Genomic DNA, 12,716 nt, shown 5'->3' with positions numbered 1-12,716 from the left:
TTTAATCAAGAATATTAAGCTTTTACCGCTTTCAATTCCTGAATAAAATCCTTGAGATGTTCCACTTCAACGTGATCCATCAAAACGATCTTGTACCATTCATTATCAGAAGTATGTGATTCTGGAACTAGGCTATATTTTTTCGCCAAGTCTTTAGGGACTGCATGTGATCTAATCGTTACAATATTCATCTCAGGCTCTCTGAAATAAGGAACATTCATCTCATCCAAACTCTTGCACAAGTAGTTTGTTCTCATTTTCAAAATGGAGATTTTCTCAAACCATTTGTGAGGTCCATAGGTAGTTAGGATCACCCAAACAGCGACAGCATTGGCTCCAGAACGGCTTCCGCAAAGGGTTAAGTCCATACCCTCTACATATTGAGCTTCTGTAGTTAATACATTTTCAATTAATCCTTTTCTTGAAATAAAAATCCCAGTTCCATAAGGAGCTTGAAGCATCTTGTGTGCGTCAATTGTAATAGAGGAAATATCTGGATTCTGGAAATTGATCTGGCTTTCATTTTCCGAAAAAGGAAACACAAAGCCTCCATAAGCTCCATCAATATGCATTCTAAATGGAACATCAAATGACTTCAAAACCGTAGAATAAAGATTGGGATCGTCTACCGAACCAAACATGGTAGTCCCCATATTAGAAACAGCAATAAAATACTTCTTTCCCTCCTCAATTGCTTTGGACACCTGTGCTTCCAAATCTTCTTTTGCTATCTGACGAGTGTTAGAATCTACCGGGATTTTAATCCAATCTAGGGTAAGCAAATTTGCTCCTTTGGGAATTGAATAATGCGTGTCTTCAGAGGCCAAAATTGCAATCTCATCCAGCTTGGCATTAAACTTCTTTTTGAATTCATTTCTGTAAATCCAAAGTGCCTGAATATTAGCTTCAGTTCCTCCCGGGGAGATATATCCGTCGTATTCACCTTCTTCCGCTTTGAACAAATCCACTGCTATCATATCAAGCACATCTCGTTCAATTTCATGGGTCCCTTTAAAGGCCGATTCTGAAGTCCCAAATGTATGGCAACCTATATGGTTTGGATTGGCTACAAAAGTAGAAAGTACAGGCGCATCCTTGAGAAATGGAGCATCTACAGGAAAGACCTTTTCATCCAACCTGGAAGCTGGATAACCTAGGCTCGCATCATTATAAAAATCTACATTTCCTTTTAAGGCCTGCTGGACCCTCTGGAGTCTTTGCTCTGTACTTAACTTTTTCCAGAACTTCATATCAATTTTCATTTGTTACTAATTGGGTTTCTTATTCTTTTCCAAAAGCTTTTGGAGGTGCAAAGATAGAATGAAGCCCGAAAAGAGCCTTATATAAGCCCAATATTCCTCTTTTAGAGAATTATTCCGCCATTCGCATAAATGAAATGCAATTAGAATAATCCAGACACATGTCATCTCTTTTTTGTGAACTGATTTGCAAAGTTGTAGAGCAGGGCAATATTCCATACAAAGTCATCTCCGGCGATGGTGGAGTTTAACTTTTGGTTCAAGGTCGAAGCAATCCCAAATGGCAACTTTTGATGGGTGAATGTAAAGGTGGAAGTCACATATACCCCGTCATTTTCATCAACTTTTAGGTAATAAAACTGAGGAGTCATCTTAAAACTTAAATTCTCTCCTATTGGCACATTCTTCAGCGTCCAATTAAAACCAACGAAGGTAGAATTCACAGGAGGATCAGGATCAAAGCCATGTCCTTTTAGGAAATAAATTCCCAGGCTTGATTTCGGTGTCAACTGAAAAGAAGGGGAAAGCTCCATTGCCAAATACCGTTTTGATACCATCATTTTCTCTGGTTTCCCATCTACCAGCACTTCCATTTCTTTAAACAAAAATGCCGGATGAGCTCCAGCAGTCAAAGAAAAACGCTTATCCTTTATTATTTTATACCTCCACCACAGGACAAAGGACCAAGGTTTGCCATCCATTCCAAACCGAAACATGGGCTCGAAAGTCAACCTCTCTCCACCTATATTCAAATCAAAAAAAACAGCAGGCCTACCCAAAGTAAAAGAGGGAATAATTGAAACCCCATTATTTGTTGCTGTGATTGTTCCGTTGAAATGTTTGATTAAAGATTGATTTTCGGTGGGATTTTGGGCATTGGATTCCAAGGAAAGAGTTACGCTGATCAATAAACAGATCAACACAATTCTCATAGTAGATTGAGTATTCATTAGATTGGGCAATTGCAGATTTATAAAGGAAAAAAGCGATTCTTTTCCAATTTATTTTACAAAAATAGATTCTAACAAAATATTATACCTCTATTTTTCAAACCTAATATTACGAAATTCAAACAATGGATTTTCAATTAGACCCAAACTCCTCAGATATTCAAGATGAATAGATTCCCCAGTGCAAAAAATCTTGAGGTAATCTGACTTTTATTTTTTGTACCTTCTGGAAACAAAAACCAGAAAAAAATGAAAGCCTTAACAACACTACTATTCTTCATTGGGATTAGTACCGTAGCTTTTTCCCAAACTCTTACTGATGAAATGGTCAAAGACTGGGAAAGAGCGAAAGCCTACACGCTAGAATATTTGGAAGCCATGCCTGCTGACAAATATGACCTGAAACCAACCCCCGAGATGCGGTCCTTTGCGCAACAAATGTTGCATTTAAATGATGCCAATTATGGGTTTATTGCCACCGCAACGGGAGCTGCTATGCCTGAAGGAGCTGGTGGATCAGAAAAATCCACAGACCAATCCAAAGACACGGTCATCAAATTGGTAAGCGATGGATATGATTTTGTTATCGAAAGCATTAAAAAACTTCCTTCAGGCCAGTTTAATGAAGAAATTCAACTATTCGGAAGATTTGACATGAGCAGAATGAAAGCCATCGAAAAGGCCTTTGAACATCAAACTCATCACAGAGGGCAAACTACTGTTTATCTCAGATTGGGTGGAGTTACGCCTCCACAAGAGAAGTTGTTTTAAAGAATTTCTTTAAAAACGTGAGGCTGATGACGGAATGAGGTCAACAAGCGTTAAAAAAATCGCCTAGTTCCGAATTTGTTCGGAAATCCGGCGATTTTTAGCGGTTGAACCAATCCGGCAGAAAATGTCCGAGGGCATTTTTCAAGCCAATGCAGGCAAAAGATCCCGATTGCCACCTTAGGTTTGGGAACTTCTTGTCTTAAAAAAGTTCCATAATTATTAAACAAGAGAGATAATAGTAAAATTAAAAAAGGTTTGAATTTGGGATAAACTCCAATTTCAAACCTTTTTTATTGATGTACTTTCCTTAGCTACTTTTCAATGATTCTCCATGCTGAGAAAGATCCAGGCCAATTTCCTCATATTCTTCCCTTACTCTCAGAGTCACAAACTTATTCAAGACGAAGAAAATCAGATACGAAGCTCCAAAAGAAAATGCTGCAACGGCGATCAACACCATCATGTGTGATGCAAATACTCCCCAACCACCATGCAGAAGACTAGCTCCTTCTTTATTGGCAAAAATCGCAGTTAATATCATCCCCATGATCCCTCCGATACCGTGACATGCAAACACATCAAGTGTATCATCTATTCTTTTTAGGAACTTGGCATTCATTAGAACATTAGAAACCATGGCCCCAATAAATCCGAACATAAAACTCTGAGGAACTGTAATATAACCTGCTGCAGGGGTAATCACGACCAAACCCACTACCGCTCCTATACATGCTTGCATTGCTGAGATTTTTCTTCCCTGAATCCTATCAAATAGCACCCAAGTCATCATGGCTGTTGCAGAACTAATAGTCGTAGTCGCAAATGCCATAGCAGCTGTGCCATTTGCTGCCAATGAGGATCCCGCATTAAAGCCAAACCAGCCAAACCAAAGCATCCCTGTACCCAAAATTACATAGGTTACATTTGAAGGATTATGATTCGGGCTTTTTCTCTTTCCAATGAAAAGTGCTCCTGCGAGTGATGCTAATCCAGCACTGATATGTACCACCGTTCCACCGGCAAAATCCACCACTCCAAAATATGCTCCAATCAACCCATCTGGGTGCCACACCATATGACACAAGGGAGCGTAAACTAAAACCGTGAATATTCCGATAAAAAATAAGTATCCGATAAATCGCACTCTTTCAGCAAAAGAACCGGTGATAATTGCAGGGGTAATGACTGCAAATTTCATCTGAAATAGAGCAAAGAGAACAAATGGAATTGTAGAGCCCAAAGCCAAATGAGGCAAGGTAGCTACCTGATCAAAAAACATAAATTGGAAAGGATTTCCCAAAATACCATATCTGGTACCATCGATTGTTATTCCCAACCAGGCATCTCCAAATGAAAGGCTAAATGCCACAACCACCCAAAGCATACTCACTACTCCCAGGGAAATAAAGCTTTGAAGCATGGTCGAAATCAAATTCTTTTTACCTACCATTCCACCATAGAACAAGGATAAGCCGGGAGTCATCAAAAGAACCAAACAGGATGCAGTCAATAGCCAGGCTATATCTGCAAATACCAATTGATCTTCAGTTCCAAAATGGTCAATAACAGGGTCTTTTACTTTCCAAAAGAAACTTACTACTGGCGCTGCTATGGTAATCAGAAACGCCAATTTCCATTTGTTTTTCATTTTACTTTTTCTTTAATCAGCAAAATTACTTTGCCTTTTTAATAAAAATTCAGGCAAAAATTGAAATTATTATCGTCTGAACAAAATTTTATTAAAAAGAATCAAAATCAGGATTATCATGTTTTCAAAAAATCTACCTTAATGCAAATTTAAAATCCAATGAAAACTAGAATAACCCTCCTACTCCTATTTTTAGGTTTAAGTCTTTCACCTGTATTTTCTCAATCCAATCCAGTGATGAAACTTTTTCCCGAAGGAACAATCCTTCATGGAAATATTCCCTACATGCAAGACACATTAAAAAAACACCTTCTTGATATATACCTGCCACCTAACACTAAAGGAAAAGTACCTTTGGTGATTTGGGTGCATGGTGGAGGATGGCTCAGCAATGACAAATATGCAGATATGGGATATATGAAAGAGACTATAGCAGAAATCATCAATCAAGGCTATGCTTTGGCATCCATAGACTACAGATTCAGTACACAGGCAACTTTTCCTGCTCAAATGCTGGACTGTAATGCAGGAATCTCCTATTTGTATGATCATGCCAAAGAATATGGTTTTGATACAGATCGCTTTGCTCTGATGGGATTTTCTGCAGGTGGTCATTTGGCCTCGATGCTGGGTCTTTCAATCAATCAAAAAGTGGACACATTTTTTGTCCCGGGTACTAGTCGGGATTTCAAATTCAAGGCGGTAGTGGATTTCTATGGACCAGCGGATTTGACCTTGTTTCCAGGGGCAACAGACCCAAAATCACCCGAAGGATTATTGATTGGAGCAGCACCATTGGATAGACCGGATTTAGCAAAAATGGCCAGTCCTGTAAGCTTTGTAGATGAAAATGACCCTCCTTTTTTGATTATTCATGGTGAAAAAGATGATTTGGTTTCACCTAGGCAATCTCATTTATTGAATGCATGGTTGAAAGTAAAAGGGGTGCAGACTGATTTAATCGTTGTCCCTGGGGCGCCACATTTTGGACCGATGTTCGATGCTCCGGAAATCAGAAAACGTGTGTTAGAGTTCCTTAAGATTAATCTTAACTAGAATTTATAAATCAGCTTTAACTAGTAACAATCCCATGACCCTACATGATTGTTGGAAAAGTCTTTTAAGTTGATTTTTAGAACATTATGCGCTGAAAAAAATCCCCTATGAAAAAATCACTCCTTTCATGCCTTATAATTCTCTTGGTTGCTTTCAGCTCCAGATCGCAAACCAATAAAATCATGCATCTATTCCCAGAAGGAACAACTCTTCACGGGAATATCCCCTATTTCCAAGACACTTTAAAAAAACATTTGCTGGATATTTATTTACCACCGAAAGCGAATGAAAAAACACCTTTGATCATTTGGATGCATGGAGGAGGATGGCTTCAAAATGACAAGTATGCAGCTTTTGGTTATTTGAAAGAAACAGTATCGGAAATCATCAATCATGGCTACGCAATTGCCTCGATTGATTATCGATTTAGCACTCAAGCTGTATTTCCTGCTCAGATGCAAGATTGTAATGCTGCAATTTCTTACCTATTCGAAAACGCTGAAAAATACAATTTTGACACAGATCGATTTATCGTGATGGGGTTTTCGGCAGGTGGACATTTGGCAGCTTTGCTAGGTCTGTCAAAAAACAATCAAGTGGATAAATTCTTTTTTTCAAATAGTAATAAAGGATTCAAATTCAGAGGAGTTGTAGACTACTACGGGCCGGCAGACTTAACCTTATTTCCAGGAGCAGATGACCCCAAATCCCCTGAAGGCTTACTAATTGGTGCAGCCCCATTAGATAGACCAGATTTGGCAAAAATGGCAAGCCCAGTCAGTTTTGTGGATGAGAAAGATCCCCCATTTATCATCATACATGGAGAAAAAGATGATCAAGTCTCCCCTCGTCAATCCCATTTATTAAACTCTTGGCTCAAAGTTTCTAAAGTACCAACTGAGCTCCATATAGTTCCGGGCGCTCCACATTTTGGGCCTATGTTTGACGCTTCGGAAGTCAGAAAAAAAGTAATTGGATTTATGGAAACTCATTTGAAATAAGCCCGCTTTCATTTTCCTTCCATCAATCCTATCTAGTGCTTGTTTTTAATATTCCTTATATTAATCAAGTATTTCATATCCAATCAATTACAAAAACACCTTGATTCATTTATGATTTTGGAATCAAAAAAAATAAATCGTCGATCTTTTCTGAAAGTCTCGGCCCTTACCGGAGGAGGCTTGCTCTTAAGTTTTAATATGTTAACAGGCTGTAAACCTGATGAAATTGAAAAACTTGGTGCGCCGGATGAATGGTTTAGGTTAAATGGATTTATCAAAATTGGGGAAAACGGACTGATAACAATTATGTCTCCAAATCCAGAAGGCGGGCAAAATGTAAAAACATCCATGCCCATGCTCGTAGCAGAAGAGCTGGATGCCGTTTGGAAAAATGTAGTGGTGGAGCAAGCTCCTTTGGACACTGATAATTTCACTCGACAATTCATCGGCGGAAGTCAGGCAATCCGAACAAGTTGGATTCCCCTGAGAACAGCAGGTGCTACTGCAAGACAATTATTGATCCTAGCTGCTGCTCAAACTTGGAACGTACCCCAAAACGAAATCAAAACAGAGTCTGGGTACTTAACCCATGAATCCTCTGGAAAGAAAGCACATTATGGTGAAATGGCGTCCATAGCAGCTACACTACCAATTCCGGAACAAATTCCACTCAAGGAGATATCAGATTTCAAATTGATAGGAAAATCCCATCAAAATGTGGACATCAAAAAAATCGTGACGGGAAAACCCTTGTTTGGGATAGACTACAAAAAGGAAGGGATGAAATATGCGATGATCATCCATCCCCCGGCATTTGGTCTAAGGCTTAAATCATTCGATGCAGAAAAAGCCAAGGTTTTACCTGGGATTCAAGATGTATTTCGGATTAAATCTTTACAGGATGATTATCCAAGAACCTTTTTTGATACTGTTCAATTCACCGATTTAATCGCTATCGTTGGAGATAGTACATGGCAGGTACTTCAGGCAAAAAAAGCAATTACAGCTGAATGGGAAGAAATTGACTCTTATGTAGAGGAAAGAGATATGTTTGGACGCCCTGGATCTCGGGAAGTTCCTGCTGGACTGGAAAGTGAAAGCACCCAAGAAGCAAAAATGCTTAAAGCGACTCAATCTCCAAGTCAACTAAGGAGGGATGGAAATCCTGAAAAAGCTTTTGCTGAGGCATACAAAATCATTGAAAAAACCTATACAGCTCCTTTTTTGGTTCATAATTGCATGGAGCCGATGAATTTCTTCGCCGACGTAAGAGATAATAAAGTTCTTGCAGCAGGACCTCTACAAAAACCTGAATTAACGGAACAAGCTTTATCGCAAAGGTTGGGAATTCCTATAGAAAATATAGAAATAGAAATGACGCGATTGGGAGGAGGATATGGTAGAAGATCCTATGCTCATTGGCTAATCGAAGCTGCAGTAATTTCCCAACAGGTCGGTAGTCCTGTAAAACTCACCTACACCAGAGAAGACGATATGTCCGCAGGAATTTATCGTTCTCGATACCAGTTAATCTACCGGGCGGCTTTGGATGACAACAATCAATTGATTGGATTCCATGTAATCGGAGGTGGATTGCCTGAAAACCCTCTTCATGCCAATCGATTCCCTGCAGGAGCAATAGACAATTATTTGGCCGAAGGCTGGGAAGTTCCTTCAAATGTCACAACAGGTTCGTTCCGAGCTCCTAGATCCAATTTTAATGCCTCTGCCGAACAGTCCTTTTTGGATGAATTGGCAGAAGAAATGGGAAAGGATCCCATTGAATTCAGATTGGAACTTTTGAAAAAGGCAAAAGACAAACCTGTTGGCGAAAGAAATGACTATGATGCTGATCGATATATCGGAGTTTTAGAGTTAGTCAAAACCAAATCCAATTGGAATACTGATAATCCTGAAATATCAAAAGGAGTTTCGGCCTATTTTTGCCATAACAGTTATGCTGCCCAAGTGGTAGAGTTGAAAAAAGAGAATGGGACCCCAAAAATAAATAAGGTGATCAGTGCAATAGATTGTGGAATCGTAGTCAATCCTGATGCTGCAAAAAACCTCTGTGAAGGAGCAGTTGTAGATGGAATTGGAACCGCCCTTTTTGGAAAGCAATCATTTGAAAATGGAATCCCTCAAAGTCAAAACTTCGACACCTATCGCATGATTAGAATGTCTGAAGCTCCGGAAAAAGTAGAAACTTACTTTGTTGAAAACTCAATTGATCCAACTGGATTAGGTGAACCTGCCTATCCCCCTGTTTTTGCAGCTTTGGCCAATGCCCTTTACCAAAATACGGGACAGCGGTTTTATGACCAACCTTATATAGACCAACTCAACACTCTATCAAATACCTGATATCAATTTGATTTAGAAGGCTTTCTGTTTGAATTTCGTAAGCAGGCCTTTATTCTTATCCCTATCTTTATATAAACAGAAAATACTATGGCTACATACAATCTTAAAATCAATGGTAAATCCCTACAAGTAGATGTAGATCCAAATACACCAATGCTTTGGGTATTGCGTGATCACCTGGATCTTGTGGGTACTAAATTCGGTTGCGGAATTGCCCAATGTGGCGCTTGTACAGTCCATATGGATGGAAATGCAGTCAGATCATGTCAGCTGCCCGTTTCTGCAGTGGAATCTTCAGAAATCACCACTATTGAAGGGCTTTCAGAAGAAGGAGACCATCCCGTTCAAAAAGCATGGATCGAGCATGATGTTCCTCAGTGCGGTTATTGCCAAGCAGGTCAAATCATGTCTGCTGCAGCCCTATTGAAAAGTAATCCAAGTCCAAGCGACGCGGATATCGAAAATGCGATGAATGGGAATATTTGCCGTTGCGGAACCTACACTAGAATAAAAGCTGCTGTTAAGACCGCATCCCAAAACCTATAAATCTGACACCATGAAAAGCGCAAACACAAAAATTAATAGAAGATCGTTTTTAAAGGTTTCTGCATTAGCTGGAGGTGGTATGGTTTTGAGTTTTAGCTGGCTTGCCGGTTGCAAACCTACCGCTAAAGAAATGCTTGCCATGCCTAAGGAATGGTTTGAATTGAATAGCTACATCAAAATTGGTGACAATGGATTAATCACTCTTTTCTCTCCAAATCCGGAATTTGGCTCAAATGTCAAAACATCTATGCCCATGCTTATTGCAGAGGAATTGGATGTGGACTGGAAAAATGTGATGGTAGAACAAGCAGATTTTTATCCGGAACGATACGACAGACAGTTTACAGGAGGTAGTCAGGGAATCCGTCAGGGTTGGGTACCTATGAGAACCGCAGGTGCTACAGCCAGAGCCTTATTGGTAGCTGCTGCAGCCCAGACATGGAGTGTACCATCCTCTGAAATCACCACTTCTAATGGAGAAATAAGCCATGCAGAATCAGGTAAAAAAGCCGGATATGGCGAAATGGCTTCTTTAGCAGCCAAGATGGAAATTCCAGAGGATATCGCTCTAAAAGAAATCAAAGATTTTAAAATCATCGGTAACTCCAAAAAGAATGTAGACGGAAAAAATATCGTAACGGGAAAACCGATGTATGCCTTGGACAAGAAGGTAGAAGGAATGAAATACGCTGCCATTGTCCATCCACCGGCATTTGGAATGAAATTGAAATCCTTTGATAAGGAGTCAGTAAGTGGAATGTCAGGCATAATTGATGCTTTTTCTATTAATCTTTTCAAGGATGATTATAGAAGGAACTTTTTCGACACCACTACTTTCCCCGAAATAATAGCAATCGTCGGTAATTCGACCTGGGAAGTAATGCAAGCCAAAAAGAATTTGAAAGCTGAATGGGAAGAAGCTCCCAAAACAGAGTTCATGGCAGCAGGATTTGGTGGAAATGCCACCGAAGTTACAATTCCCGCAGGCTTGGAAAATACCAGCAGTCACAAGGCTAGAATGGCTGAATACATCAATAAGCCAGGAAATGTGCTTAGAAGAGATGGTGATCCAGAAGGTCAATTCAAAAATGCGCATAAAGTAATCGAAAGAACTTATTCTGCTCCTTTTTTGGCTCATAACACCATGGAGCCGATGAATGCATTCGCTGATGTCAAAGGAGATAAAGCAGAAATCTACGGCCCTACTCAGGCGCCTGATCTGATAAGAGGTACCATTGAACAAGCTTTGGGAATCCCCAAAGAAAATATCCAAATCAATCTAGCCAGAATGGGTGGAGGTTTTGGACGAAGAGCCTATAGCCATCATTTGGTAGAAGCAGCTTTGATTTCTCAAAAAATCCAAGCTCCAGTTAAAATGGTCTATACAAGAGAAGATGATATGTCCGCCGGGGTTTATAGACCTACTTATTCGGCAACCTATCGAGCAGCTCTTGATGAAAATAACAACCTATTGGCTTTCCATGTCAAGGCTGGAGGGATCCCTGAATCACCTTTGCATGCCAACCGATTTCCGGCAGGTGCCATTGATAACTATCTTGCTGAAGGCTGGGATATTCCATCAAACATTACCATCGGAGCTTTCCGAGCACCGAGATCCAACTTCATCGCAGGTGCAGAACAAAGTTTTTTGGATGAATTAGCGGAAGAAATGGGAAAAGACCCAATTGAATTCAGACTGGAACTTTTGAAAAGAGCGGAAACTGATCCCGTAGGTGAAAACAACGACTATGTCCCAGCTAGATATGCCGGGGTTTTGGAAATGGTAAGAGATAAATCAAACTGGAAAAGCCCCCAAGCAAATGTTCACCGAGGAGTCTCCGCTTATTTCTGTCACAATTCCTATGTAGCTGAGGTGGTAGACACAGTAGTCAAAGACAATCAACCAGTGGTAGAAAATGTCTATGCCGCGGTGGATTGTGGAATCGTGGTAAATCCAGATGCTGCAGCCAATATGGGAGAAGGCGCAATAGTCGACGGAATCGGAAATGCCTACTTCGGAGAAATGGCTTTTGAAAATGGAGCTCCTACCAAAACCAATTTTGATAAATATAGAATGATCAGGCATAAAGAGGCCCCAAAAAAAATCGAGGTGCACTTTGTACAAAACAATGAAGATCCTACCGGATTGGGAGAGCCGCTCTTCCCACCTGTATTTGCTGCATTGGCCAATTCATTATATAAAGCAACAGGCAAACGATATTACGAACAGCCATTTGCCCCTCAATTAGAGATGCAAAACTTGAAAATGTAATTCTCATTCAATTTCTGGAAAGCCAACCCAAATCATTCTTAACTTGGGTTGGTTTTTTATTTTCACCCAACTTACACTATCAAACTTCATGTCCATTGAATTTCTCCCTGTTCTATTTTTTATTATTGCCCTGTTTTACAGTTCTGTAGGCTTTGGAGGAGGATCAAGCTACCTGGCCATCATGAGCCTTTTTATCAGCAATTTCTATGAAATTCGATCCACAGCATTGATTTTAAACCTTTGCGTAGTTTCAATTGGGACTTTCGTATTTGTCAAAAACAAAGTATTTGATCTGAAGCTTTTTTGGCCTTTTCTAGTCAGCAGCATCCCTCTCTCCTATTTTGGAGCGCAATTGCGCCTTTCTCAAACTACCTTTTTCCTTATTTTGGGAACCTCTTTGATACTTTCCGGAGGGTTTATGCTATTGAGATATGTCAAAGCCAAATTAGTTTCCAAGGAATTTCAACTCCCTAAAAAATTAGCTTTAGGTGGTAGTGTTGGATTCTTGGCTGGTATTTCAGGAATCGGTGGAGGAATATTTCTTTCTCCAGTACTGAACCTTCTAAATTGGGCCAATCCAAGAACAGTTGCAGCTTTGGCATCCGTTTTTATCCTGGTCAATTCGGTTGCAGGCCTTTTGGGGTTATCGGTTGCAGGAACACTTGAAATCGACCTAAGTTTACTTTGGAAATTGGTAATTGCCGTCTTATTAGGAGGAGGAATAGGTTCTTACCTTTCCAACAAAAAATTTAATCTCAGAATCTTAGGAGGTCTCACAGCGATTTTGGTGATTTATGTGGGTCTGAGATTGGTATTATTGCATGCTTTTGGGATAAAAATCTGACATGC

Annotated in this window: 10 protein-coding genes; 7 read left to right on the top strand and 3 right to left on the bottom strand. The window is 39.9% G+C overall.

Features of this window, described 5'->3' with window-relative positions; translation table 11 throughout:
- Window positions 1-14 precede the first annotated feature (14 nt).
- Both O0V13_RS16700 and O0V13_RS16695 read right to left on the bottom strand, forming a co-directional pair.
- The gene (locus tag O0V13_RS16700) at window positions 15-1,250 is read right to left on the bottom strand and encodes a pyridoxal phosphate-dependent decarboxylase family protein (RefSeq protein WP_268036115.1); all 1,236 of its coding nucleotides are present in this window, start codon (window positions 1,248-1,250) and stop codon (window positions 15-17) included.
- Between the two features lie 173 nt (window positions 1,251-1,423).
- Window positions 1,424-2,209 carry a hypothetical protein gene (locus O0V13_RS16695; RefSeq protein WP_268036114.1) on the bottom strand — a complete coding sequence of 262 codons (786 nt, stop codon included), beginning with the start codon at window positions 2,207-2,209 and terminating at the stop codon, window positions 1,424-1,426.
- Window positions 2,210-2,458: 249 nt separating this feature from the next.
- Here O0V13_RS16695 and O0V13_RS16690 point away from each other — a divergent pair, with 249 nt between their 5' ends.
- Window positions 2,459-2,980 (top strand): DinB family protein, encoded by a 522-nt coding sequence (locus O0V13_RS16690; protein ID WP_268036113.1) that lies wholly within the window; start codon window positions 2,459-2,461, stop codon window positions 2,978-2,980.
- Between the two features lie 307 nt (window positions 2,981-3,287).
- Here O0V13_RS16690 and O0V13_RS16685 read toward each other — a convergent pair whose 3' ends face one another.
- Window positions 3,288-4,628: an ammonium transporter gene (locus tag O0V13_RS16685; protein WP_268036112.1), complete on the bottom strand. Its 1,341-nt coding sequence runs from the start codon at window positions 4,626-4,628 to the stop codon at window positions 3,288-3,290.
- Window positions 4,629-4,787: 159 nt separating this feature from the next.
- Here O0V13_RS16685 and O0V13_RS16680 point away from each other — a divergent pair, with 159 nt between their 5' ends.
- From O0V13_RS16680 to O0V13_RS16655, 6 genes are all read left to right on the top strand, one after another.
- Window positions 4,788-5,684: an alpha/beta hydrolase gene (locus O0V13_RS16680; protein WP_268036111.1), complete on the top strand. Its 897-nt coding sequence runs from the start codon at window positions 4,788-4,790 to the stop codon at window positions 5,682-5,684.
- Window positions 5,685-5,791: 107 nt separating this feature from the next.
- Window positions 5,792-6,685, top strand: a complete 894-nt coding sequence (locus O0V13_RS16675) for an alpha/beta hydrolase (RefSeq protein WP_268036110.1) — start codon at window positions 5,792-5,794, stop codon at window positions 6,683-6,685.
- Between the two features lie 111 nt (window positions 6,686-6,796).
- Window positions 6,797-9,049, top strand: a complete 2,253-nt coding sequence (locus O0V13_RS16670) for a xanthine dehydrogenase family protein molybdopterin-binding subunit (RefSeq protein ID WP_268036109.1) — start codon at window positions 6,797-6,799, stop codon at window positions 9,047-9,049.
- 87 nt (window positions 9,050-9,136) lie between these two features.
- Window positions 9,137-9,595 carry a (2Fe-2S)-binding protein gene (locus O0V13_RS16665; protein WP_268036108.1) on the top strand — a complete coding sequence of 153 codons (459 nt, stop codon included), beginning with the start codon at window positions 9,137-9,139 and terminating at the stop codon, window positions 9,593-9,595.
- 10 nt (window positions 9,596-9,605) lie between these two features.
- Window positions 9,606-11,867 (top strand): xanthine dehydrogenase family protein molybdopterin-binding subunit, encoded by a 2,262-nt coding sequence (locus O0V13_RS16660; RefSeq protein ID WP_268036107.1) that lies wholly within the window; start codon window positions 9,606-9,608, stop codon window positions 11,865-11,867.
- A gap of 88 nt (window positions 11,868-11,955) precedes the next feature.
- Window positions 11,956-12,711 carry a sulfite exporter TauE/SafE family protein gene (locus tag O0V13_RS16655; RefSeq protein WP_268036106.1) on the top strand — a complete coding sequence of 252 codons (756 nt, stop codon included), beginning with the start codon at window positions 11,956-11,958 and terminating at the stop codon, window positions 12,709-12,711.
- Window positions 12,712-12,716 lie beyond the last annotated feature (5 nt).

The sequence above is a fragment of the Algoriphagus sp. PAP.12 genome, assembly GCF_026652115.1.
GTDB lineage: Bacteria > Bacteroidota > Bacteroidia > Cytophagales > Cyclobacteriaceae > Algoriphagus.
The sequence above is the reverse complement of the archived record's forward strand: the minus strand, read 5'-3'. Positions and strand labels throughout refer to the sequence as shown.

Excerpts from the sequence above, each read along its gene's own strand:
- O0V13_RS16665 (WP_268036108.1), top strand. The coding sequence starts at position 9,137 with ATGGCTACATACAATCTTAAAATCAATGGTAAATCCCTACAAGTAGAT.
- O0V13_RS16690 (WP_268036113.1), top strand. The coding sequence starts at position 2,459 with ATGAAAGCCTTAACAACACTACTATTCTTCATTGGGATTAGTACCGTA.
- O0V13_RS16680 (WP_268036111.1), top strand. The coding sequence starts at position 4,788 with ATGAAAACTAGAATAACCCTCCTACTCCTATTTTTAGGTTTAAGTCTT.
- O0V13_RS16700 (WP_268036115.1), bottom strand. The coding sequence starts at position 1,250 with ATGAAGTTCTGGAAAAAGTTAAGTACAGAGCAAAGACTCCAGAGGGTC.
- O0V13_RS16695 (WP_268036114.1), bottom strand. The coding sequence starts at position 2,209 with ATGAATACTCAATCTACTATGAGAATTGTGTTGATCTGTTTATTGATC.
- O0V13_RS16660 (WP_268036107.1), top strand. The coding sequence starts at position 9,606 with ATGAAAAGCGCAAACACAAAAATTAATAGAAGATCGTTTTTAAAGGTT.
- O0V13_RS16685 (WP_268036112.1), bottom strand. The coding sequence starts at position 4,628 with ATGAAAAACAAATGGAAATTGGCGTTTCTGATTACCATAGCAGCGCCA.
- O0V13_RS16655 (WP_268036106.1), top strand. The coding sequence starts at position 11,956 with ATGTCCATTGAATTTCTCCCTGTTCTATTTTTTATTATTGCCCTGTTT.
- O0V13_RS16675 (WP_268036110.1), top strand. The coding sequence starts at position 5,792 with ATGAAAAAATCACTCCTTTCATGCCTTATAATTCTCTTGGTTGCTTTC.
- O0V13_RS16670 (WP_268036109.1), top strand. The coding sequence starts at position 6,797 with ATGATTTTGGAATCAAAAAAAATAAATCGTCGATCTTTTCTGAAAGTC.